Origin of the sequence: Bifidobacterium thermophilum (assembly GCF_002846655.1) — a bacterium.
GTDB classification, from domain to species: Bacteria; Actinomycetota; Actinomycetes; order Actinomycetales; family Bifidobacteriaceae; genus Bifidobacterium; species Bifidobacterium thermophilum.
The window spans coordinates 84,818-108,423 of the sequence record NZ_PCGX01000012.1 but is presented as its reverse complement, the minus strand read 5'-3'; the positions used below and the strand labels follow the sequence as shown (position 1 = coordinate 108,423).

Genomic DNA, 23,606 nt, shown 5'->3' with positions numbered 1-23,606 from the left:
AATCGGTGACCGCTCCTGAAGCCGGGCATCATCATGCGCTCATGGTGACGGGCTTCTACTATCATCGAGTGCATGGAAGCGGGCGTTCGGCTCGCGCAACGATGACGAATGGCGGGTTTGGCATGACTGCACATGATGCACACAAGGCTGGCGAGGCTGAAGGGGAACAGCTGGCATGGGATTTCGACGCTCCTGATCAGGAGTCTGGAAATACGCCTGCAACGGGCACACAAGGCATTCCGGTGGCCGCAGACGAAGGCGTGCGCAAGTACGCGCCCGGCAGTGTGCAGTGGATTGCGGCTTTGCGTGCGGATGACGAGGATGCGCTGCGGCTCGACCGGCTTGATGTCAGCGTCATGGATGCGGATGCGGCGGCACGGCTGTGGGCGAAGGTCGCCGCGTGGGTGGAAAGCGACCAGGTCGCCTACTATATCGACGATTCGCCGGTTTCCTCGGATGCCGCCTATGACGCGCGCATGCGCTGTCTGCAACGTCTTGAGGCTGCGTTCCCCTCGCTTGATTCCCCGCAGTCGCCCACCCACCGTGTCGGAGGGGCGTTCTCCAATGATTTCGTGTCGGTGCGTCACCCTTCGCGGATGATGAGCCTCGACGACGTGTTCTCGATTGAGGAGCTGCACGACTGGTACAACGGTGTGCGGGAAGACCTCGAATGGCCGGAAGACAAGCCGCTGCCGATGACCTGCGAAGTCAAAATCGATGGACTCGCCTTGAACCTCATCTACCGCAACGGCGTACTCGAACAGGGCTTGACACGCGGCGACGGCGTGGTCGGCGAAGACATCACGATGAACGTGCGCACGATTTCGACCATCCCGCAGAATCTTGCCGGCCCTGCTTCGGATATCCCTGAATTCGTGGAGATTCGCGGCGAAGTGTTCATGCGGTGGGATGATTTCCACGCGCTCAACGAACGCAACGAGGACGAGGGACACGCCCCGTTCGCCAACCCGCGCAATGCGGCCGCCGGTTCGCTCAGGCAGAAGGACCCGCGGATCACCGCGACCAGACGATTGAGCTTCTACGCGCACGGCCTGGGCACTTTGCGTTGGGGTGAGGGCAACGCGCATCAGGGGCACGACCAGGTGGACGATCAGTCGCAGGCGTACGACCTGTACAAGAAGTGGGGAATTCCGGTATCCCCGCATAACCGCGAGGTCACGGATTTCAGCCAGATTCTCGACATGATCGACTACTACGGCGAGCACCGAGGTGATATCGAGCATGCGCTCGATGGCATTGTCGTCAAGGTTGACGATTTGGCGTTGCAACGCCGGCTGGGCGCCACCTCGCGCGCCCCGCGCTGGGCGATCGCCTACAAGTACCCGCCGGAGGAGGTCAACACTGAGCTGCTCAACATCATTGTGCAGGTCGGGCGGACGGGGCGTGTCACGCCGGTCGCTGTACTCAAGCCTGTCTATGTCGCTGGGTCGACGGTGGCGCGCACCACGCTGCATAATCCGTTCGAGGTCAAGCGCAAGGGCATTCTCATCGGCGATACCGTGGTTGTGCGCAAGGCTGGCGATGTGATTCCGGAGCTTGTTGGACCGGTGCTGGAACGGCGTAAGGGCAGGGAAGACCAGTTGCGTGAGTTCGTGATGCCCACCCGCTGCCCGTCCTGTGGAGCGGTGCTCGCCCCGGCGAAGGAGGGTGACAAGGATATTCGCTGCCCGAATGTCGAATCCTGCCCGGCGCAGCTGACCGAGCGGATTATCAACCTGGGGTCGCGCAAGGCCTTCGACATCGAGCATCTGGGCGACCAGAGCGCAATCGCGTTGACCAATCCGGAGGAGAACCGGCCGGATTCCGTGGCATCCTACGACCCGTACCGCACCGAGATCGACGTGAAGCCTGGCCAAGAACCGGAGCCCTATGAGCCTGTGGAAGGCTTGCAACTGCCGCCCATGCAGACGCCGGTATTGTCCAGCGAAGCAGGACTGTTCGGGCTGGACGCCGATATGCTGCGCGATGTGCAGGTGTGGCGTGAGGCGCCGATTATCGAAGTGCGCGAGCAGACTGACGAAAACGGAAAGAAACGCAAGATACGCCGTCGGATTGGCGGATCTGGCCTGTGGCATCAGGTGCCGGCGTTCTGGACGACACCGACGAACGCGAAAGCCGCGACCAGTGGGAAGGCGATCGAACAGGCGAACGCGCGCGGGGACGATCTGGAATCCTACCCGGGGTACGCTGTGCCGCGCGACGCGCATGTCGTGCGCGAGCTGACCCGGACCCTGCGCGACGGCACGGTTGCACGCCAGCCGGTGTACGTGCGGCCGATGGAGAACACGTACAAGCTGCTCGAAGAGATCAACAAGGCCAAGCAGGCGGATTTGTGGCGTGTACTGGTTGCATTGTCCATCAGGCGGTTGGGGCCGCCGACCGCCCGCACGATTGCCGACCATTTCGGCTCGCTTGAGGCGATTGAGCATGCGAGTGTCGCAGATTTGACTGAAATCGGCGGTATCGGCGAGGAAATCGCCAGTTCGGTGGTCGACTGGTTCGCCAAGTCACGCGAGCCAGGCGATTGGCGCGGCAGGATTCTTGCCGCCTGGAAAGCCGCCGGAGTGGGGCAGGTTGAGCATGAGAACACCGAACCGCAGACCTTGACCGGCATGACGGTCGTGGTGACCGGATCGTTGGAGGATTTCAGCCGGGAATCCGCCAAGGAGGCGATCGTATCGCACGGCGGCAAGGCCGCGGGGTCGGTCAGCAAGAAAACCACATACGTGGTGGTCGGCGAGAATCCTGGCTCGAAAGCAACGAAAGCCGAGGAACTCGGCCTGCCGATTCTCGACGAAACCCAGTTCCACCGCCTGCTGGACACCGGCGAACCGGGAGAACCCACTGCTCGTGCTGGCGCTGGCGCAGCCGATACGACCCAACCCGAACTCGCTGACTGATCTCTCCCAACCTTCTGCCGACACTGAGACCGCCCTCAGCGTCGGCAGAAGCAGCAGCTGCACAAACTGGCTATGCTGACAGGGCTGTTTGCGTAGACGTTTTGGGAAGAGGCTGCGTTGGAGTATTGGGATGGCGTTGCACACCCGTGTTGTTCGGTGCTGTTTACTTGGCACTGGACATGAGGGATTGGGCGAGGGTGGTGAATTGGGCGGCGAGCGGAGTATCGGCCAACTCGCCGGATGGCGTCAGTACGGCCGGTCGCCCGGAATCGTCGATTTCGCGGATTTCCGGCTCGAGCGGCAGCTGGGCAAGCAGCGGCACATCATATCCGAGCGCGCGGGTCAGCTGTTCGCTGACACGCTGTCCACCGCCGTGTCCGAAAATCTCCAGCCGTTCGCCCTTGTGCTCGAAATAGCTCATATTCTCAACGACCCCTCGCACTTTCATCGGCACCTGCAGGGCGACCAGACCTGAACGTACCGCGATTTCCGAGGCACTCGGCTGCGGGGTCGTCACCACCACAAGTTCGGCATTCGGCAAGGTCTGCGCGACCGAAATCGCCATGTCACCGGTGCCGGGAGCCATATCGAGCAGCAGCACGTCCGGGCTGCCCCACCACACGTCCGACAGGAATTGCTCAAGCGAGCGTTGCAGTCTCGGCCCGCGCCACAGGATTGCGCGCTCCGAGCCGGCGAACATGCCAATCGACATGAGTTTGACGCCCCACGAGACCACAGGCATGAGCATGCCGTTCAGATTTGTGGGTTGCGTGTGTACACCAAACAGCCGCGGAAGCGAGAATCCGTAGATATCCGCGTCGATGGCAGCGGTATCGTAGCCGAGCGCGGCGAAGGTGGCGGCGAGATTCGCCGTGACCGAGGATTTGCCGACCCCGCCCTTGCCGGAAGCGATGGCGAAGATTCGCGTCTTGATGCCCGGCTTGGTGAACGGGTTCTGCCGGCGTTCGGCCTTGAGCTGGGCGACGAGGTTCGCGAGCTTGTCTTGGCTCATCGCGCTTACTTCGATGTGGGGGATGAGCGTGGCATCCGGGTAAGCCGCCACAGCCTCGTTGATTTGGTTCGTGATGGTTTTCGACAACGGGCATCCCGCCACGGTGAGCTCCACGTGCACAATCACGTCGTAGGTCGAAGGGAGTGCATCGTGAGGGGTCGCCTCGATTGCGGCGATCATGCCCAGATCGGTGATGGAACGCCCCAATTCTGGGTCGATGATCTTGCTCAACCGGTGGTAGATGGCGATTTCGATGGCATTCGGCTGACTGTTCGGGACGTGCGCTGTGCCGTCAGTGTTGTCAGTGCTGTCAGCGCTGCTGGTATTGCTCGTGATGCCGGTGGTGCCGTTGATGCTGTGCGTCGTCTGCTGGGAAGTCGGGGTGTGTGCCATGGTTCCTCCTGATTGTCCTTGAACACCGTAGCGCGCTTCCGTCCGCCACGCCAGTGGCGAAGCGCGTATACGGGGACCGATTACCGGACAAACGTCCCGATGACAACGATGTCATGCTGTGATCAGGCGTATCCCGCACACATGCCGGAAGACCTCACGCACCACTGAAAAGCGTGACAGAGAACATCCCGCACACATACGAAAAACGGGAAGCAAGCCCAAACTTGCTTCCCGTTTCAGCTACTGATTAGCGAAATCAGATGTTGAAGTACAGCTCGTACTCGAGCGGCGTCGGCTGCAGGCGAGCCTGGTCGATTTCACCGCGCTTGAGATCAACCCAAGTCTCCAGCAGATCGTCGGTGAACACATCGCCGGCGGTCAGGAAGTCGTGGTCTTCCTCGAGGGCGTCGAGCGCCTCGCCGAGGGAGCCTGGCACCTGCTTGATGCCCTCATGCTCTTCCGGCGGCAGCTCGTAGAGGTCCTTGTCCACCGGAGCCGGAGGCTCGATGTGGTTGAGCACACCGTCAAGGCCTGCCATCAGCTGTGCGGAGAAGGCGAGGAACGGGTTGGAGGACGGATCCGGAGCGCGGAACTCGATGCGCTTGGCAGCTGGGCTCGTGCCAGCCAGCGGAATACGGATGGCTGCGGAGCGGTTACGAGCGGAGTACACCAGGTTGACCGGAGCCTCGAAGCCCGGAACCAGACGATGGTAGGAGTTCAGCGACGGGTTGGTGAAGGCGAGCACGGAGGAAGCGTGCTTGATCAGGCCGCCAACGTACCAACGAGCGATATCGGAAAGCCCGCCGTAACCCTTCTCGTCGTAGAACAGCGGCTTGCCGTCCTTCCACAGGGACTGATGGCAGTGCATGCCGGTGCCGTTGTCGCCTGCGATCGGCTTCGGCATGAAGGTCACGGCCTTGCCGGCGAGGGCTGCGGTCTCGTGAACGACGTACTTGTACTTCATCAGGTCGTCGCCAGCGTGCTGCAGGGTGTTGAAGCGGTAGTTGATCTCCTGCTGGCCGGCGCCCGCGACCTCATGGTGCGAACGCTCGAGGATCAGGCCGACCTTCTGCAGGTTGGCAACCATGTCGTCGCGCAGATCCTGGTAGTGGTCGGTCGGCGGGACAGGGAAGTAGCCGCGCTTGACGCGGTTCTTGAAACCGATGTTCGGGGTGCCGTCATCTTCGGTGTCAACGCCGGAGTTCCACGGAGCCTCGATGGAGTCAACCTCGTAGAAGGAGCGGCGCATGCTGTTCTCGTAGCGCACCTTGTCGAAGATGAAGAATTCGGCTTCAGGCGCGAAGGACGCGGTATCGGCGATGCCGGTGGACTTGAGGTAGGCCTCAGCCTTGCCTGCGACCTGGCGCGGATCGCGGGAGTAAGGCTCATCGGTGATCGGGTCGACGATGGAGAAGGCCACGTCGAGCGTCTTGTGCTTGCGGAACGGGTCAATGAACGCGGTGGAGACATCCGGCACCAGCTTCATATCGGACTCGTTGATGGCCTGGAAGCCCTGGACGGAGGAACCATCGAACGGCATGCCGTCGGTGAAAGCATCCTTGAGGAACTCGCTGGCGGGAACCGTGAAGTGCTGCTGAATACCGATGAGATCGGTGAAGCGAACGGAGACGTACTCAACGCCCTCTTGGTTGATCAGGGCCTCGACGTCTGCTTTGGTTTCGAGTGCAGTCAAGGGACCGCTCCTTTCATGTGAACTTACAGGCTCCAAGTCTAGGTTCGTCGGTTTCGGCCACTCGCCGTTTGCGTTACGAACATGTTTCGTACTTTGGTAACATTTGGGTGAAATCGTTGGAAAATCAAGGTTCTGTATTTTTTAATCCGTAAGGATTTCGTGCATTTGGCGTTCGAAACATGGACATGTGAGCGTATCTGGGCGTCTTGGGCGGACGATGTGCGCATGCGTTGGCGCCGTCTCGGGCGGCGTGCGGAACGACGAATGCCCGGCCGGAGACAAGTCCGACCGGGCATTCGTGTGGTGTTGTTATGTGATGTCGCTGTGCGTTTAGTGTTGCCGCGACCAGCGATATGGGTCAGCGACCGCGCAGCGCTCGACGATTGACATGCTGGGCGCGCGTCGGGTCGATGCCCTTCGGGATACCGTAGCCCTGCTTGAGCTGCAGGGTGCGCAGACGCTCGTTGAGCGTGTTGAGTTCGGTTTTGGTCAGGTAGAAGCGGGTGCGCGGGTGGATTTTCTTCGCGATCCACAGCTTGTGGTGGGTCGGTTCGTAGCTCTTGCACTTGAGCACGGCACGACGCACGTCCTTTAAGCGCACCTGATGTTCGCCGGTGCCCACGCAGATGCGGTAGACCGGGATTGACGAGCCGGCGGTGACGCCCTTGATCTTGCGCTCTTCGCGGTCCATCGCGCGGCTGACGCGCTGCTCGTCGCCCTCACCGAGCAGGTAGATGCCGGAATTGCTGGTGCCGCGCCAGATCATATCCTTCGTCTTCGGATCGACCCACACCGGTTCCTGCGGGAAGGAGTAGCCGGCCTTGCTGATATTGCCCAGCACACCGATGGCGGCGCCCGGCTGGCCTTCGAGCTTCGCGTAGCCGACTCGGTCAGCGCGGTTGGTGAGCACCATGGTGAAGAACAGGGCGCCCAACATGACCGCGGTGATCATGAGCAGGATCCAGGCGATGACCGACCAGTGGAATACGATGCCGAGCACAATCGCGACGACAATCGGCGCGATGAAGGCGCCTGCGGCCAGCCAAGGCAGCTTCTTATCCTCTTTGTAGGTGAACTTGAACAGCGCGATGATATTCTTCACCATGTTCTGGCGCTTGCCGCCATTGCTCTTTTCAGCCTTGTCTGCCATTTGCGATCCTTATCTTCTGGGAAACGGACACACTGGGCACCACTCTATCAAACGGTGTGGAAGCGCCGGAGGCTGCCCGCGGGTAGCGAAATCGCTGTCTGCGGGCAGCTTTCCGCGGTCGGTTCTGGCTCGCGGTGTTGCGTGCGGCTCAACGCGTATGCAACGGCCGCCCGTCCGCCTTGAGCATCGCCTCGCCGAGCGTCTCGCTGAAGGTCGGATGCGGGTGGATGAGCCGCGCCGCCTGGCTCAGCGGCACATGGTTGCCGACCAGTTGCTCGGCTTCGGCGATCAAGTCGCTGGCCACAGGCGACATCATGTGAACGCCGAGGATCACCTCGGTATCCGGGTCGCTCGCCCGCATGCCGCTCACCACGGACATCGAACCCGCGGAGCCGCTCATCAGCATGCGCGCGTTCGACAGCATCGGGTACAGGGTTTCCTTGACTTCCTGCACATCGTCACGCTTCTGCGCCTCGTCAAGCGTCATGCCGACGGACGCGACCTCTGGCGTGGAGAATACGATCTGCGGCACGGCGTCATCGTCAACCGGCGGGGGATTGAGCCCGGCGATCGATTCCGCGATGACGATGCCCTGCTCGTACGCGCGGTAGGCGAGTGCTGGCCCGACCGTAATATCACCCACCGCCCACACGCCGGGCACATTGGTGCGTCCGTATGCGTCGGTGACGACGAAACCGCCGTCGGTCAGGGCGATCCCGTTCGAAGCGAACCACGGACTCGACGTATTCGGCGTCCGGCCGATCGCGGCGAGTACCACTTCGCCGTATGCGGTGTGATCCGCCGCGTCGTCGCCACGCGTGTAATGGACCGTCGCGCCGAGATTGACTCCCGTATCAACATGGCTGACGGAAGCATGGTCGATGATGGTGATGCCATGCCGTTTCAGTTCGCGCGTCAACGCCATGGACGTCCGGCGATCCCACGCCGACAACAGTCGGTCCTTGCGGATCAGCATGGTCACGTCGGTGCCCGCCGCATGCCACATCGAAGCGAATTCGATGGCGATGGCCCCCGCTCCGATAATCACCGCACTGGACGGGAACTGGTTGCGCGCCAACGCTTGCGTCGAGTCGATAAGCGCCCCGCCGAACGGTTGGCCGGGCAGCGGCTTGGGCTCCGACCCGGTGGCAAGAATCACATGATCCGCGCTGAAGACCAACGTCTGACCGGCTTCCTCCGGAACCTCAGCATTACGGAACCGTTGCACCTGCTGCTCTCCGGCGCTCGGGGTGACGGTGACGGTCGAGTGGTCCGTCAGCGCCGCCTGCCCGCGGATGACCGTGACCTTGCGGTGGGCGAGCAACCCGGCCAGCCCCTTGGTCATCGTGTCAACGATATGCAGCCGATAATCGCGCAGCGCACCATAGTCCACGCCGCTGAGCGTGGCGTCGATACCCAGCTGCCGGGCGCGGCCGATCGTGCCGATGGTTCGGGTTGCTGTCAGCAGCGCTTTGGACGGGATGCACCCGCGGTTCAGGCACGTGCCGCCGAGCGTGGCGTCCCGTTCAATCAGCACAACGGATTTGCCGAGTTGCGCGGCTCGTAATGCGGTGGCGTATCCGCCGGGGCCTGCCCCGATGATGACGATGTCGGCATGTTCACTCATATGGCCTCCTTGCGCATGGCCCGCCGCGCTGCCGTGTGCGCCGGGCTTCGGTTCAGGTTGCAATGTCTTCCAGTCTAAGGTGACGCTTCTACCTGCCGGTCGTATCCGCCCGTGGCGAAGCGTGCGGTTGGCGGACAACATGCCACCACATACAACAACCCCGCTGCGGTGGTATGCCGCAACGGGGTGTCAGACAAAACCGGAAAAGCGACCGAACGAAACTCAGTCCGGCCAGTTGCCGCGCTTCGGGGAGGTGGGCTTGGGCAGACGCCACCGGCGGATCTGGATTGACCGGCTCCACGCGTACATGCACGAGCGCGAACCGCGGGCTACCGCGCGGTCACCGAACTTGGCGACCAGCTTCTTCTTGAGCTTATGCCACATCACCACGATGTCGATGATTACCGCGAACAGATACGCGTACATGAGAATCGTCAGCACGATCACTGCTTGCGGGCTGCGGGAGCTGAACACCATCATGACGACCATCATCACGACAATCACCGGAATGAAGAACTCGCCCAGATTGTACCGGGCATCCACATAATCGCGGATATACACACGCCACGGCAGCTGCTCCGACTTCGGCATATGACGGACGTCGCCGTTCTGCATCGCCTCGTATTCCGCGTCTTCCCTCGCACGAATCCGCTGCTTGGCGGCCTTCGCACTCGCCTGACGATCCTTGGGAACAAGCGGACGCAAGTTCTTCGCCTGTGCTTCCTTGCGTTTGGGGGTCGGACGCCCCTTGCCCTCAGTGGTTTTCGCGCCTGATTCCTTCGACGCGGCCGGTTCATCCTGCTCGGCCGGCTGCTCGTCGGTGGTCTTCTTGAACGGGTTCCATGTCATGCTTGCAGGTTACGGTGACCACTAGACGCTCGCAGCCCGGCAATCCGCCCGGAACCGCCGAAAACCAGCCCGATGGGAACTGCCGAACGCCACGGTATCACGGTAATACGGTATGCGGATGGTGCGCGGCGGCGACACATCACACATCGCACACACGATGACCAGATATATAAGGAGAACCCATGACCGCGTTGAATGAACAGACCGTCCGCGCACGCGTAGAAGCCGACTGGACCAGGATCGTCGACCTGCTCAAAGAGAAAATCGCGCTTAAAGCCGTGTCAGCGCAAGGCATCACCGGCGAGCATATGAAGCGTTCGGCTGAATTCGTCGCCGGCGAAATGCGCAAGGTCGGTATCGATGCGCATGTCGAACAGTCCACCAACCCAGACGGCACCCCGGGAGCATGGGAAGTCATCGGCTCGCATATCGTCGACCCGAAAGCGCCCACCGTGCTCCTGTACGCGCACCACGATGTGCAGCCCGCCCCGAATCCTGCGGACTGGAACATCGACGACCCCTTCACCGCCACCCAGGTGGGCGACCGCCTTTACGGGCGCGGCACCTGCGACGACGGCGGCGGCATCGCCATCCACTCAGGCGCGCTCAACGCGCTCGGCGATGACCTGCACGTCAATATCAAAGTGTTCTTCGAAGGCGAAGAGGAAATGGGCTCGCGCAGCTTCATCCCCTTCATCGAAGCGCACCGCGACGAATTCGAATCCGACGTCATCATCGTCGCGGACTCCGGCAACTGGACCCCGGACATCCCCAGCCTGACCACCAGCCTGCGCGGCAACACCACGCTCGACGTGAGCGTGAAAGTCCTCGACCATCCCGTCCACTCCGGGCAGTACGGCGGGCCGATCCTCGACGCGAACACGCTCGCAGCCATGCTCATCGCCTCCATGTACAACGCGGACGGCGAGCTCAACATCCCCGGACTGCTCTCCCAAGAGCCGGTCGGCGGCCTGCAGCAGGATCTCGACCCCGACAAGGTGCGTTCCGACACGTCCCTCGTGCCCGGCTACCGGTTCGCCGGCACCGGTTCGCTTGCCTCTCGCCTGTGGACCAAGCCGAGTGCCACGGTCATCGGATTCGACGCGCACCCGGTTGACGGATCGTTCAATGTCATCGCCAACGAGGCACGATTCCGCCTGTCTGTGCGCACCGCCCCCGGTCAACGACCTGAAGAGGCGCAGCAGGCGGTCGCCGATTTCCTCACCGCGCACGCGCCATTCGGTGCGAGCGTGACCGTGACCCCGCTGGACAACGGCATGGGGTGGGCCATGGACCCTGACGCCGAAGCGACCGAGGATGCGCTCGCCGCCATGCGTGAGGCGTTCGGCGTGGAGCCGATCAACAAGGGTGAGGGCGGTTCCATTCCGTTCATCCCTGAATTGCAGCGGATCTTCCCGAAGGCGCAAGTGCTGGTGACCGGGCCTGAAGACCCGCAATCCAATGCGCACAGCCCTAACGAGTCGGTCAGCCTGCCCGGATTGAAGAAGAACGTGGTCGCCGAGGCGCTACTGCTCGCCAAACTCGGGCAGTGATGCGGCGGCGGGTGCCGCGGTCGAAGTGATCGATCGCGCTTGTCCGTTCCCTTCGGTGAGGCGGTGGTGCCGGTGCTGGCGTGGATGCCGGTGTCGGCACCACCGCCTGTTGTGTGGTTGCGGGTGGTTGCGTATGCCTTGGCATGCGTGACGGTGCTGATTGGTTGGTTCGGGGAGCTGGTTGAGGTGTGTTCGGGGTGCTGCGTATGTCTCGGCATGCGTCAGAGGGTGGATTGGCTGGTGTTGGTCGTTGGTTGCAGGGCAAATGTCATGTTGCGCATGTTCTGGCATACATAACAACACAGATTCGCTCGCATAACGATCCCCACCAGCCTGCCGCCCGCAGCCTGTCAGCTTGCTGGCACTTCGTTGACGGTCAGCGTTGCGGGCAGGTTGTCGCCGGAGTCGCTGTTCACCCGGTTGAAGGTCTCCCCGCTGATATCCTGTTCGGTTGCCGTGCCGGTCTGCGCCTTCGCCTTCGCAGTGTCGGGGGCGAGGTAGATGCCGGCGTCCGCGCCTGTCACGTAGTATTGCGAGGCGAGGTCGCCGGACAGTCCGCTGTGTACGAGGAACAGCAGGTAGGTCGATCCGGTTTCCATCATTGCCCCCGCGGTCTGGTTCTTGGTTGAACCGGTCTGGCGGACAACGACGGTCTCATCGCCGGCATCGCCTTTCTTCGTCGTGATGACTTTGACCGTGGAGAGGGTGAAGTCCGTCTCATCGTCGATGTCCTGGACGACTTTCTGATCGGCGACGGTGCCGACGACCACCAAATCGGAATCATCCGTGATCGCTTTGACGGAGTCGTACATTTTAGCGCGGGATGTTCCGTTTTCGCTTGCCGTAGTGCTCCCACCGGTCTGGGTCGGTGTGCTGCCGGAACCGCAGGCGCCGACGCCAAGAGCCAGCGAGAAGGCCGCCATCATTGCCAAAATCGGCTTCACGAGCCGTGGTTGTTTCTTCATTTCAGCACGCTTTCCATAGTTGGGTTGGTATTCACTGCCGTAATACTCTGCAAATTCCGTATGCAAACACCCCTCCTTTGCTCTGCTCGATGTCTGACGCCAATGTCAATTCACAATGATATTTCATAAATGAACCCGGAAAATACGGCAAACGTTCCCGGCAGTCTGCCTGGTGAAATACGGATACTCTGCGAACGACGCGCGAGATGAAAGCGCCTACTGGAAACCGCTGGGATAGGCTATACTGAAAGCAATATGTTCCTTTGCTGGTTAGTCAGTGGGGGGGCTTGGCATAACGACTCCGATGGCGGAGCGCATAGGAAGGGGAGAATGCCATGAAGCCCAAGATGATGCATGTTGTTGCGGTTGGTCTTGCGATGGCGATGGTGCTGTCTGGCTGTTCGATGCGCACTTCTGCACAGAAGCAGGAAACTACCTCGTCTCCTTCAGCGTCGGCGTCACAGACGGGCGGGAAGATAGCGTCGTCCTTGCAAGAATATGCTCAATTCTTGCTGGATGCGGATGCAAAACACCCGTCGATGGCCGACGAGCAGAAAGAAACCATCGAGCGTGCCGTCAAGAACAACGGTAAGCTTACACGCGCTGACTATGAGCAGGCGTGGAGCACATATCGCACGTGCATCACTTCACGGGGATGGACGTCCCCGCCCGTGATACAGCATGGGGACTTGTACGGTGAACCACAGGTCAATACGAAAGGGATGAGTAAGGAGCAGTCAGACAGATTGTTCGAAGACATTCAGGATTGTGCATTCAAATACAAGACCAATGTAGACTCGCTGTACCGTACGCAAGTTGGTAATCCTGGTTTGTCTTCCGATACGGATCAACTGATTGTTGACTGCCTCATCAAGAATGGTGTAGTTCCCGTGTCGTTCACTAAGGAACAATACAAGAAGGAAATGGGAGATGACTGGTCCCCAGGAGAGAAATACGTGGGACCGACATCATTTTCCATAAGCGATGAGCGCGTCCAATCCTGCTTCTTCGCCCAAGGCTTCTATTTCAACGACGATGCGGGAACGTCGGAACCGGTATGGAAACCGATATCTTGAACAAGCCAGAATAGTTGATATCAGTATTCGATGATGAAATCTGCAATAGTCCAAAGAAGGTGATGGGTGATGAGATGTGTATGGCAGAGAATAATCGGTATTGTTGCCGTTATTGTTTGCGTCGGGGCCTGCGCCAGTGCATGTTCCGCGCCGTGGTCTGGGAAGACGCAGGCAGGCAAGGCTAACACTTCAGGGGAACCTTCTGCTTCTCAATCCAGTGCTGATCCGGATTTTGGGGAAGATAGTGGCCATCTTGCTTCTTCACTGCAAGCGTTGGCAAAACGAATGCTGAATGATGACAATACCTTGAAAAAAGAGAAAAAGGACAGCGATGATGTTATGAGCACCCAGCAGCGGGACATCATCGTACGTGCGACAAAGAACAATGGTAAAATATCGCGTTCGGACTACGAGCAGTCTTGGATGAACTTTCGTTCCTGCATCGTGAATCGTGGCTGGACCGATCCGAAACCCCTTTCATATGGTGGGTTCTATTCCATGCCCGCTATGAATTATGCTGGCTTGACAGATTCGCAAAGCAAGAAACTTGACAAAGATTTATCGTATTGCATCGGGCATGAAATGATGAATGTTGATTTACTGTATCGTACGCAGGAGGGCAATGCCGAACTGTCTACGGATTATCATCAGCTTATTGTCGATTGCCTGATTAAGAAAAACGTTGTCCCGACATCGTATTCGAAAGACCAGTTCTCGAAGGATACGTCGAGCGACTCGGCCCCGGAATTCTTCCATAGTGCAGAAGCACAGGAATGCTTTGCGCTGTATCAGTACGGGTATGCCGAAACGTCAGATCAGGCGTCGTACTGGAAACCGTTGGGATAGACCGCGCATCATCCACACCGATTGCCGGTATACGATAGTCCGTTAGCAACAAGAGAAGGGGAACATCGATGTTTCGTCATGAGCGTGGTGTCAAAGGCAAAGTCGACAACAAACGCCGCCGGCATGTCAATATTGCGGCGTGGGTCATCATGTCCATCGTGGTGGCCGCCGCAATCACCGCGGGGGCGTGCGCGATGTTCATGCCCGACCGTCCGCCCGCACTACTGGGCACATCCGGAGAAGTGACGCAAGCCAAAGTGTCAACGCAGCAGTACAATGGCGCGCAAACAGTCACACTGATCCCCAGCATCGCCAGCGACAGGACCATTCTGGGCAACAGCACCGGCACCGTGACAGCGGATTATTCAGGCAACGGGCTATCTTCCGGCCATGCCTGCATGCGCGTCAACGACCGTGCCGTCATCGCCCTGAACACGGCCCTGCCGTTGTACCGTGACCTGCACGTGGAAGACCGGGGGCAGGACGTGCGTGCGCTGAACAATGAGCTGTCCCGGCTCGGCTATCAATCCGACGCCGACAGCGACCGGTACTCATGGAACACCCAGCAGGGGTGGAAACGCCTCATGGCGGACAACGGTTCGGACAGCGACGGTACGCTCCTGCTCAGCGACATCCTATGGATTCCCGAGCAGAGCGTCACTGTCAGCAACTGGCAGGGAACCACAGGCGCAAGCGTCACCCAAGGGTCGCAGATCGGCGATATTCCAGGGGCTTTGGTCAAACTCAGCATCAAGAACACGAACCCCTCGGACCAGGATCGGGTAATCACCGTATTCGGCCAATCGACCACGCTGCCCGCAGGCCAGACCGCCATCGACAACGCCGACTACCTCAAACAGGTTTCGGCGACGGAGGAATACAGAACCCAGACAAAGGACACGCTTGCGGCGGGCATCAGTGGCACGCTCTCCCTGGCGCAATCCATTGAAGCGCTTCGCGTGCCCGCGGGCGCCGTATTCGGCCTGAACGGAAGCAAAGGGTGCATCATGACCACGGGCGGGACGAAACATGCCGTCACCGTTGTCGGCTCTTCGCTAGGCGTCAGTCTTGTGCAGCTCAATGACGGCGGCAGCACGGCATCCATCACCTCGGTGGAAATCGGGTCGAAGATCGCGGGCGCAACATGCTCCTGAAAGCAATAGACCTGGCACACCGTTTCCCCGGAACGGATATTCTGTTCGAACATCTCGATTTCGAAATCAGCCCGGGGCAGACCGTCGCGCTGTGCGGGCCTTCCGGATGTGGTAAATCCACCTTGCTGTCGATCCTCGCGGGATGGGTGAAACCATGGGCGGGGCAAGTCGAACGCGACGACATCCACCGCATCGGGTGGGTATTCCAAAACCCCTACGGTGTTCCGGAGCGGACCGCGCTCGACCACGTGGTCTTCCCGCTGCTGTGCCACGGCATGAGCAGGCGTGAAGCGATCCCTGAAGCGTTGCAAGCCATGGGACTGTTCGATCTGGAATATGCGGCGGACCGGAGGTTTTCCGAACTCTCCGGCGGCGAAGCGCAACGGTTGATGCTCGCCAGAGCCGTATGCTCGCACCCTGATGTGCTGCTCGTCGACGAGCCGACCGCGCAGCTGGACACGCGAACGGCGGCATCCGTGAGCGAAGTGTTGGGTAATCTCGCTGGGCAAGGCATGATCGTGGTCGTGGCGACGCATGACCCGCGTGCCAGGGACGCGTGCGACCGGGTCATCGATTTGGCTGATTACGCGCCGGTCGGTGCTGAAAACGCGGATGGGGACGCGGGCCAGAGCGCTGCTGCACGTGTGGACGGGGGCGCTGCAGAGATCGCGGTCGGAAATGTCGATGTGAACGCTGCTGGAAGCGTTGCTGGAAGCGTGGGCGGAAGCGCCGATGGAAGCGAGGGGGTTAGGTCATGAATCTCCGGTCAATCTGCTCCGAAGCCGTGCGAAACATCAGCGCGGGAACCACGCGGGCGGCATGGTTTTTCCTCGTCATGCTCATCACCGGCGTGCTTCTCGGCGGGTACGAAGCCATGTCCATCGTGCAGCTCGAACAGGAAGCGATCACGCGCATCAGTTCGAACGCCGATACGAAAGCCCTTATCGGTGCAAGCGTCGATGGCCAAGCGTGCGACGGGCTTGAAATGGTCCACAACGGGCCAAGTCTTGCAGGAGCGGCCCGCGCTGCCGAAAGCATCACCGCGTCTTCGACGCCCGGCATGGAACTGCCCGCGTACGAAGTGACCCCGGGCTTTATCAAACTGCTGGCATCCGGGCAGAAAACGGCGAACGCGGTATCGTCGTCTGCGTCCTCGTCTTCGTCTTCTGCATCCTCGTCTGCGCAACAAGGGGCGACATCAACGCAACAGGAAGTGAACGAGACCGCCGACACCTCGGGAATATGGATTTCAACCGACGTTTCGCATGATTTCGGACTGGTCAAAGGCAGCGTCATGCAAACCAACCGTGGCGATATGACCATCGCCGGCGTATTCTCCTGGCCCAACGACGGCCGTGACACCAGATTCGCCTATGCCGCGATGATCCCGGTCTCGGCATCCTCCGGCGAATTCACCGAATGCTGGGCGAAGCAGTGGCCGGTCAGCGAACAAACCAACGACCTGCTGTATTCGACGGCGATCGTTTCGGGAACGGGCGGAAACACGACGGTCGCGCAGGTCAACAAATCCTTCGACTCCCGGTACAATGCGTACTCCAGCTATAAGAACCGCATGACGGTATGGTTGCCGTACGTCTCACTGGCGGTCGGGGTGATTGCCGGGGTGATTTCCGTGCGGCGTAGACGACTGGAATACGCGGGTGCCTTGCACGTAGGGCAAACCAAAGGTGCCCAACTGCTCGAAATGACTCTGGAAACGCTGATCTGGGCGGGACTGGCGACCATAGCGTGCCTGGCGTTGCTGTGCGCGTACTGCTGGCGCATGTCCGCCGACGGCTGGATGAACATCTTCATCGCGGCCTGCCGAATCCCCGCCACCGCGTTCGCCGGGGCGATGGCCGCGACGTTCCTCGCCGGACTCAGCGTGCGGGAGTCCCAGCTGCTGCGGTTCTTCAAGAGCCGGTAGGGGTGCGGGTTGGGCGCGCGGTGGGCGGTTCCTGTGTGGTGTGGGTTGCAGGACATCCAAAATACTGGCGTATCTGCGAGCCGCTGGTTCCGGCCGGGCGTAGGTTGGAGAGGGAAGACCGCCGCTCCCGCGTGATACCGCATGTGGAATCATGCGGACCGTGCAAAATCATGGGGTGCCCCTACACTGAACAATCGACACGGGGGCTTGGCTACAGCCAGGCTGAGATGGGGGTTTCCTCCGACCGAATGAACGTGAACCGGGCAATGCCGGCGCACGGACGTCGTTCTTCCCGTGCCTGAGAACAACCGTTCAAGAAAGGCACATATCATGACACAAGCCGCGAATACCGCAGCATCATCCACAGTGAATCTCAAGTGGCGTGTCGTCGACATCGCCGTCGCATCGGTGATCGGCGTGGCCAGCGCGCTGATTTATTGGCTGGTCGCCCTGCTGACCGCCGCACCTTGGACCGCGCTGGACGCGATCGTCCCCGGTCTGCCTGGCCTCTTCAACGGATTGTGGCTGTTCGCCGGCCCTTTGGCCGCCATCATCGTGCGCAAGCCGGGCGCCGCAGTGTATGCAGAGGTCGTCGCCGGCATTCTTGAAGCGTTGATGGGCAACATGTGGGGCGGTCTCGCCACATTCCTCATCGCCTTGGTACAGGGCGTGTGCGCGGAGCTTGCGTTCGCGATTGTACGCTACCGCAAGTGGACCCTGCCGGTTGTCACCCTGTCCGGCGCGCTGTCCGGGGTCGGATGCTGGGCGTACAGCTTCATCGAGAATCTTCAGGGCATCAATCTTGCCGGGTCCTACGGCATCGTCTACCTGATTACCACTGTGGTGTCTGGCCTGTTGATCGCCGGCATCCTCATGTGGTACCTGTACCGTGCGATCGCGCGGACGGGTGCGCTCGACAAGTTCGCGTCAGGGCGTGAGGTGCGCGGTATCAGCGCCTGAGAGACAACACCGTCTGAAATCCACCTCTGAAATCACCGTCTGACAGCACCATCTGAAAGCGTCAACGTCTGAATCCCCGGGGCTTGCGGCGGAGCGCCGATACGGCTTCGCAAGTCAGCGGCATAAGACCCGCCACCAGTATGGGTGGGCGGTTTCGGGATCATTGCAGCGATATACCAACCTGTGCCGGGCATCATCGAAATCCGGCATCGCATAGGAAGACATGAATATGAGCAACAACTCTTCGAACGCATCCAATACATCCAACGCATCCGTCGCCACAGCGACATCTACTGGCAATTCGGCAACTGTTCAACCCGAGGCGACCCCGGTGGCAGCGGGTCGTCCCAGCCTGAGGTGGCGCGTCGTCGATATCGCCGTCGCGTCGGTGATCGGCGTGGCCAGCGCACTGATCTTCTGGCTGGTGTCCCTGATTTATTCACTGGGTGTCGGCGACCTGATCGGCCTGGTTATGCCCGGATTCCAAGGCATCTATAACGGTTTGTGGCTGTTCGCCGGCCCCTTGGCGGCGGTCATCGTGCGCAAGCCCGGCGCCGCCACGTACGCGGAACTGCTCGGCGGGGTCATCGAAAGCCTGATGGGCAACCAGTGGACGGGCATGGACACGTTCAGCACGTCGCTGATGCAGGGCGCGTTCGCCGAACTCGCGTTCCTCATAGTGCTATACCGCGTGTGGAACGTGCCGATTACCATGCTGTCCGGCGCGTTCGCCGGGGTCGCCGTGTGGCTGCATGACATTTTCATGCGCGGCCAGGCGTTCACCGGTCAGTACATCACCATCTATCTGGTCACGTCCGTGATTTCCGGCATCGTATTCGCCGGCATCGTGGTGTGGTACCTGTATCGGGCGATTGCGCGGACCGGTGCGCTGGACAAGTTCGCATCAGGGCGCGAAGTGAGGGCGGCAGCCTGAATAACCGCGAGGCGATGAGTCTCGCTCCAAGCGCCGGCACTTCGACGGAACTGTTCAAGTGCACGGCAGCACAGTATGGCAGTACAGCACAGTAGGCATGGGGTGGAACCGTGATCCGGCGGACGGCGGCTCGCGATACAGTAGCGAACGACGGCAGAACAACGGTTCCGCGCCAGCGCATTCGAAGACGGCAGGACACAGGACGCGATGAAGTCAAGCGAACACGACAACAGCAGCACGATGACGGCAGGATCGATACAACCGATATCGGTATCGACACAACCGGCGCGCCTCGAATTCCATGATTGGGGCTACCGGCATGCTTCACGCCGCCACTTCGCCGTCCGCGGCCTCAACCTGAGCATCGAACCCGGCCAGCGCGTACTGCTGCTCGGGGCGTCCGGCATAGGGAAATCCACCATTCTCGAAGGCGCGGCCGGATTGCTCGGCGGCGATATCGAAAGCGTGAACACCGCCGCCAACGGCACGACCAGCACCATTGACGCGGACGGCGGGCTCACCGAGGGCAGTGTCACCGTCGACGGCACGCCCGTCAGCCAGGCCAGAGGACGCGTCGGCCTTGTTTTGCAGGACCCGGATGCGCAGGCGATTTTCGAACGGCTCGGTGACAATGTCGCGTTCGGCCCGGAAAATCTCAACGTGCCGCGCGAAGCGATCTGGCAGCGCGTCCGCGACAGCCTTGACGCGGTCGGCATGCACGGCATCCAGCTTGACCGTTCCACCATGCACTTGAGCGGCGGGCAAATGCAGCGCCTCGCCCTTGCGGGAGCACTTGCCATGCAGCCGGGCGTCCTGCTGTTGGACGAGCCCACTGCCAACCTCGATCCGGACGGTGTGGACCAGATCGTCGGCGCGGTGAGTCACGTACTCGACAGTACGCACGCGACCATGATGCTCGTCGAACACCGTGCGGAACCATGGATTGACATGATTGACAGGGTCATCGTTCTCGGATTGCAAGACAGCCAGCCTGCGAGCAAGACCGGGGAATCCGGAGGAGCGGGGGAAACGGCGGAATCCGGCGAACAAGGCGAACCGGGCAGCGGCACCGTCATCACCCAGCAGGGCGACGAAGCCGAAGTGGGCCGCCACGGCGACCAGCGTACGGTGATTATCGCCGACGGCACTCCGGACGAGATCTTCTCCGACCGCAGCATCGATTTCGCCGGCCTTGGCATCTGGCTGCCCAAACGCTACCAGCGCCCCGAAGACGCCATCACCCGCATCCACACCGACAGTGAACCCGAATACGATCCGGCAACCGGCACCGGCGAGCCGATTCTGACCACCAGCGGCCTGAGCATCGGGCACAGTGAAGACGCCATTGCACGCGACATCAACCTCGCATTCAAACCCGGGCAGATCACCGCGCTCGTCGGAGCGAACGGCGCCGGAAAATCCACGCTCTCCCTGACCCTTGCCGGCCTGCTCAAACCGCTCGAAAGCTCCGTTAACGCCAGCCGCGAACTCGCCGGGAACGCGCACGGCACCCAGCCAATCAACTGGAAATCAACCGAACTCGCCTCCCGCATCTCCTACGTTTTCCAAAACCCCGAGCACCAGTTCGCCCGAGGCAGCGTCATCGACGAAGTCATGCTCGGACCGCTGCGCACCGGCATCGCACCCGACGAAGCCCGCCGCCGCGCGCACGACCTGCTCGAACGCTTCAACCTCAGCCGGTACGAGAACGTCAACCCGTACACGCTGTCCGGAGGCGAAAAACGCCGACTCACCGTGGCCGCAGCGCTCGCCGCCGCCCCACGCGTGCTCATCCTTGACGAACCGACGTTCGGGCAGGACCGCCGCACTTGGATGCAGATCGTCCACCTCATCCACGGGCTGCGCGGCGACGGCGTCAGCATCATCGTCGTCACCCACGACCATGAGCTCGTCACCGCGCTCGGCGCACGAGTCATCGAACTCATCCCGCAAGGCGGGCACGGCCAATGGGACGACGAGCAAACCATCCGCGTCAGCCCGGTCAACGAACGCCACGAACAGCCGCGTGCCTCCAGCAGGTCAAGCGTCATCGCATCCATCAACCCCGCCTACCGGCTCTTCGGCGCCCTGCTCGCCTCCCTGCCGCTTATTTTCAGCCTCGACTGGGTGTCCGCATGCACCGCACTTGTCATCGAATTCCTGGCGCTCGCTTGCCTCGGGCTCAAACCGCTGCGGGTCGTCAAATCCACGTGGCCGGTATTCATCGGGGCGCCAGGTTCGGCGCTCGCCGTACTGCTGTACGGCAAACAGGGGGGAGCCGTCTGGTGGCATTGGGGCATGATCACCGTCAGTGAACGGTCGGCGTGGCTTGCCTTGGCTACCGGCTTGCGCATTCTGGCGGTCGGTATTCCCGCGATTATTCTGGTGTTGGGCATTGACGCGACCGATCTGGCGGACGCGTTCAGCCAGATTCTGCATTTGCCAGACCGATTCGTCTATGGCGGGCTCGCCGGTATGCGCCTGTTTTCCGTGCTACGCGACGACTGGGCGGCGCTCACCGCGTCACGCCGTTCGCGCGGACTCGGTGACGACAACGCGTTCAAGGCGTTCTTCCCGCAGGCGTTCGCCTTGCTGGTGCTGTCCATCAGGCGTTCGACCACGCTGGCGACCGCGATGGAGGCGCGTGGATTCGGCGGCGACGGGCCTCGCAGCCATGCACGCGTCAGCATGAGCGGGACACGCGACCGGGTGTTCCTCGTGTGCTGCTTCGCGGTGCCAATGATTGCGCTCGCGGTGTCGGTGTGGTTCGGCGCGTTCAGCTTCTTTGGCGGCAAGTGATCGCAGTCATGGTGAACGATGTGGAGGTCTTCCCGGTGCCCGATGACGCATCGGTGTGATACACAGAGGGGCCGCAGATCTGCTGTTATCTGCGGTATCTGTAGTACTTGCCGGAAGATAACGCGCTTAGCAGGGTTCGTTGTATCCGGATTCGGCGGTAGGTGTGTTGATATTCCGCGTGATGTACTTGCGGTGTTGGACATGTGCGAACCCCGATAATGAAGAAACGCTTCCGAAGGTACTACGAAAAGACAAGATATGTGCTCTCTGCCGCCTTGGGTGCGCAGGAGATCGGCGTTGGTTCTGCGTCGGGCGCTCTCAGTCGTGGTGTTGCATGTGGCAACATTTGGGACATGATCTGGGGGACGTGTCGGAGTAGTTAGCATGCTGTTCTGATATATGGCATGTTGAAGCTGCTGGGATGGGAGCGAAAAAGTCAAAGGTTTGACGTTGTTGAAATGTGGAGTGTCTCGCGTGTCGTTACCGAGACGTGTGAGACATTCCGGTACCGTCAAGAGAGAAGAAGGTTGAAGAACAGCGAGTCCTAACGCTTGTGTTGGGGTGGGAAGAGGTTGTCGTGGTGAGGGTCGAGGGTCCGTTCACGTTGTTGTCTCCGCGGGAGATGGATGGTCTGCGCGCGTTGGGCGTGGATCTGGAGCATTGCGATTACTGGGTCGTCGGTGGTGGCGGCGAGGCGCTGCTCGCGGATACCTCCGGTGGCGAGTGGTTGCCAGGCATTTGGGGTCGGGATTTCTATCCCGTCTATGCGTTTGTGTGGCGTGGCGTATTGTTGCTGGCCAATATCGATTGGAAGGGGGGCGATGATGGTTCGGATGAGTATGACGTGTATGCGTTGTCGCGTCCGGATGGTCTGCCGGCTGACTGGTATAAGGCGGATTTCGGTGATGTGGGCCTGTTGGGCGAGACGGTGGAGCCGGACAGGGGGATGCTGCAAGTCTTGGCGGCGATGCTGCGGGTGCATTATCGCGGCTGGCTGTCGTATGGTGGTGTGTGGCCGGATGGTGTGATCTGGGAGGATGTTGACAGGTCTGGTTTGAAGGTGCGTGAGGGCGGCTTGGTTGGCCCGTGGGATGTGCCGTTGACCCGGTATCGGTGGCGTGTCCCGTCCGAGGTGGAGTACGCGTATGCGGCTGGTTCGTCGCCCGAGGGGTTCGCCCGGCGAGTGAAGCCGGGTAGGGCGGTGACGATCGATGATACGGGCCGGTCCGTGCTGTGGGGTATCCCGGTGATGCATAATCCGCATGGCGGCGGCAGCGGGACCATGGGCGGGTTCATTTACGACGGCGTCGCGTATGGGTGGCGTGAGGTCCGTGAGGATTTTGCACGCCCGGTCGGCGAACGGCGGGTGAACGCAAGGCATGTGTTCTTCAATCGCAGGCGTGACTGGCGTGACTGGTATGAGCCGGATGCGGCGTTCCTGCGCGCGTATTGGGATGCGGGTTACGTGTGCAAGTTGCCGTTGAGGTTGACATACCGGGGGGTGTCTGTCGAATTGCCTGAGATTCTTCCCGGGGGTAGTCCCGTGTAAGGCGCGGTTGCGATGCGGCCGGGCGTGGTGTCCGCTTGGGTCATTGTTTGAAGAACAGGTTCTTTTCTGATTGTTTGTTGGCTTTGATTGAAGGGGTATCCGTGGTGAGGGTCGAGGGTCCGTTCACGTTGTTGTCTCCGCGGGAGATGGATGGTCTGCGCGCGTTGGGCGTGGATCTGGATAATTGCCGGAGCTGGG

General features: G+C 60.9%; 17 protein-coding genes and 1 riboswitch. Of the genes, 11 read left to right on the top strand and 6 right to left on the bottom strand.

From position 1 onward, the window contains the following. The first annotated feature begins 122 nt into the window (after positions 1 to 122). Positions 123 to 2,921, top strand: coding sequence for an NAD-dependent DNA ligase LigA (ligA, locus tag CQR48_RS08845; RefSeq protein WP_101452700.1), 2,799 nt, complete (start codon positions 123 to 125; stop codon positions 2,919 to 2,921). A gap of 163 nt (positions 2,922 to 3,084) precedes the next feature. Here the strand turns inward: ligA and CQR48_RS08840 are convergent, their stop codons facing one another. The 5 genes from CQR48_RS08840 to CQR48_RS08820 form a co-directional block, all read right to left on the bottom strand. Then, a complete protein-coding gene (locus tag CQR48_RS08840) occupies positions 3,085 to 4,326 on the bottom strand; it encodes an Mrp/NBP35 family ATP-binding protein (protein ID WP_101452680.1) in 1,242 nt (413 codons plus the stop codon). A gap of 256 nt (positions 4,327 to 4,582) precedes the next feature. Beyond that, on the bottom strand, positions 4,583 to 6,019 hold the full coding sequence (glnA, locus tag CQR48_RS08835) for a type I glutamate--ammonia ligase (RefSeq protein ID WP_033493394.1): 1,437 nt from the start codon (positions 6,017 to 6,019) through the stop codon (positions 4,583 to 4,585). A 358-nt stretch (positions 6,020 to 6,377) separates the two neighbouring features. Then, the gene (locus CQR48_RS08830) at positions 6,378 to 7,169 is read right to left on the bottom strand and encodes a DUF4191 domain-containing protein (protein ID WP_101452679.1); all 792 of its coding nucleotides are present in this window, start codon (positions 7,167 to 7,169) and stop codon (positions 6,378 to 6,380) included. 148 nt (positions 7,170 to 7,317) lie between these two features. Next, positions 7,318 to 8,796 (bottom strand): FAD-dependent oxidoreductase, encoded by a 1,479-nt coding sequence (locus CQR48_RS08825; protein WP_101452678.1) that lies wholly within the window; start codon positions 8,794 to 8,796, stop codon positions 7,318 to 7,320. A gap of 222 nt (positions 8,797 to 9,018) precedes the next feature. Beyond that, positions 9,019 to 9,645, bottom strand: coding sequence for a DUF3043 domain-containing protein (locus CQR48_RS08820; RefSeq protein ID WP_101452677.1), 627 nt, complete (start codon positions 9,643 to 9,645; stop codon positions 9,019 to 9,021). A gap of 182 nt (positions 9,646 to 9,827) precedes the next feature. Here CQR48_RS08820 and CQR48_RS08815 point away from each other — a divergent pair, with 182 nt between their 5' ends. Beyond that, the gene (locus CQR48_RS08815) at positions 9,828 to 11,198 is read left to right on the top strand and encodes a dipeptidase (RefSeq protein ID WP_101452676.1); all 1,371 of its coding nucleotides are present in this window, start codon (positions 9,828 to 9,830) and stop codon (positions 11,196 to 11,198) included. Positions 11,199 to 11,548: 350 nt separating this feature from the next. On the opposite strand, the gene CQR48_RS08810 is transcribed toward CQR48_RS08815, so the two are convergent. Further along, positions 11,549 to 12,163, bottom strand: coding sequence for a hypothetical protein (locus tag CQR48_RS08810; protein WP_101452675.1), 615 nt, complete (start codon positions 12,161 to 12,163; stop codon positions 11,549 to 11,551). 335 nt (positions 12,164 to 12,498) lie between these two features. On the opposite strand from CQR48_RS08810, the gene CQR48_RS08805 reads away from it, so the two are divergent. The 9 genes from CQR48_RS08805 to CQR48_RS08765 all read left to right on the top strand — a co-directional run bounded on the left by CQR48_RS08805 (position 12,499) and on the right by CQR48_RS08765 (position 23,408). Further along, entirely contained in the window at positions 12,499 to 13,239 is a 741-nt protein-coding gene (locus CQR48_RS08805) for a hypothetical protein (RefSeq protein ID WP_101452674.1), read from the top strand. Positions 13,240 to 13,308: 69 nt separating this feature from the next. Further along, a complete protein-coding gene (locus CQR48_RS08800) occupies positions 13,309 to 14,085 on the top strand; it encodes a hypothetical protein (protein ID WP_143252516.1) in 777 nt (258 codons plus the stop codon). A gap of 68 nt (positions 14,086 to 14,153) precedes the next feature. After that, entirely contained in the window at positions 14,154 to 15,239 is a 1,086-nt protein-coding gene (locus tag CQR48_RS08795; RefSeq protein WP_033507312.1) for a hypothetical protein, read from the top strand. Beyond that, positions 15,230 to 15,997, top strand: a complete 768-nt coding sequence (locus CQR48_RS08790; RefSeq protein ID WP_101452672.1) for an ABC transporter ATP-binding protein — start codon at positions 15,230 to 15,232, stop codon at positions 15,995 to 15,997. The genes CQR48_RS08795 and CQR48_RS08790 overlap by 10 nt, the downstream gene beginning before the upstream one ends. Then, a complete protein-coding gene (locus CQR48_RS08785; protein WP_101452671.1) occupies positions 15,994 to 17,166 on the top strand; it encodes a hypothetical protein in 1,173 nt (390 codons plus the stop codon). Before CQR48_RS08790 ends, CQR48_RS08785 begins: the two co-directional genes overlap by 4 nt. Positions 17,167 to 17,355: 189 nt before the next feature. Next, positions 17,356 to 17,465: riboswitch (TPP riboswitch) on the top strand. 31 nt (positions 17,466 to 17,496) lie between these two features. After that, positions 17,497 to 18,126, top strand: a complete 630-nt coding sequence (locus CQR48_RS08780) for an ECF transporter S component (RefSeq protein ID WP_101452670.1) — start codon at positions 17,497 to 17,499, stop codon at positions 18,124 to 18,126. A gap of 229 nt (positions 18,127 to 18,355) precedes the next feature. Further along, positions 18,356 to 19,060, top strand: coding sequence for an ECF transporter S component (locus tag CQR48_RS08775; RefSeq protein ID WP_244898986.1), 705 nt, complete (start codon positions 18,356 to 18,358; stop codon positions 19,058 to 19,060). A 207-nt stretch (positions 19,061 to 19,267) separates the two neighbouring features. Further along, positions 19,268 to 21,859, top strand: a complete 2,592-nt coding sequence (locus CQR48_RS08770) for an ATP-binding cassette domain-containing protein (protein WP_101452669.1) — start codon at positions 19,268 to 19,270, stop codon at positions 21,857 to 21,859. Between the two features lie 577 nt (positions 21,860 to 22,436). Then, positions 22,437 to 23,408, top strand: a complete 972-nt coding sequence (locus CQR48_RS08765; protein WP_143252515.1) for a hypothetical protein — start codon at positions 22,437 to 22,439, stop codon at positions 23,406 to 23,408. Positions 23,409 to 23,606: the final 198 nt, after the last annotated feature.

Bases quoted from the DNA above. Each gene is read 5' to 3' on its own strand.
- CQR48_RS08820 (WP_101452677.1), bottom strand. From the start codon at position 9,645: ATGACATGGAACCCGTTCAAGAAGACCACCGACGAGCAGCCGGCCGAG.
- CQR48_RS08815 (WP_101452676.1), top strand. From the start codon at position 9,828: ATGACCGCGTTGAATGAACAGACCGTCCGCGCACGCGTAGAAGCCGAC.
- CQR48_RS08810 (WP_101452675.1), bottom strand. From the start codon at position 12,163: ATGAAGAAACAACCACGGCTCGTGAAGCCGATTTTGGCAATGATGGCG.
- CQR48_RS08805 (WP_101452674.1), top strand. From the start codon at position 12,499: ATGAAGCCCAAGATGATGCATGTTGTTGCGGTTGGTCTTGCGATGGCG.
- CQR48_RS08825 (WP_101452678.1), bottom strand. From the start codon at position 8,796: ATGAGTGAACATGCCGACATCGTCATCATCGGGGCAGGCCCCGGCGGA.
- CQR48_RS08840 (WP_101452680.1), bottom strand. From the start codon at position 4,326: ATGGCACACACCCCGACTTCCCAGCAGACGACGCACAGCATCAACGGC.
- CQR48_RS08775 (WP_244898986.1), top strand. From the start codon at position 18,356: ATGAGCAACAACTCTTCGAACGCATCCAATACATCCAACGCATCCGTC.
- CQR48_RS08800 (WP_143252516.1), top strand. From the start codon at position 13,309: ATGAGATGTGTATGGCAGAGAATAATCGGTATTGTTGCCGTTATTGTT.
- CQR48_RS08830 (WP_101452679.1), bottom strand. From the start codon at position 7,169: ATGGCAGACAAGGCTGAAAAGAGCAATGGCGGCAAGCGCCAGAACATG.
- CQR48_RS08795 (WP_033507312.1), top strand. From the start codon at position 14,154: ATGTTTCGTCATGAGCGTGGTGTCAAAGGCAAAGTCGACAACAAACGC.
- ligA (WP_101452700.1), top strand. From the start codon at position 123: ATGACTGCACATGATGCACACAAGGCTGGCGAGGCTGAAGGGGAACAG.
- CQR48_RS08785 (WP_101452671.1), top strand. From the start codon at position 15,994: ATGAATCTCCGGTCAATCTGCTCCGAAGCCGTGCGAAACATCAGCGCG.
- CQR48_RS08780 (WP_101452670.1), top strand. From the start codon at position 17,497: ATGACACAAGCCGCGAATACCGCAGCATCATCCACAGTGAATCTCAAG.
- CQR48_RS08790 (WP_101452672.1), top strand. From the start codon at position 15,230: ATGCTCCTGAAAGCAATAGACCTGGCACACCGTTTCCCCGGAACGGAT.
- CQR48_RS08770 (WP_101452669.1), top strand. From the start codon at position 19,268: ATGAAGTCAAGCGAACACGACAACAGCAGCACGATGACGGCAGGATCG.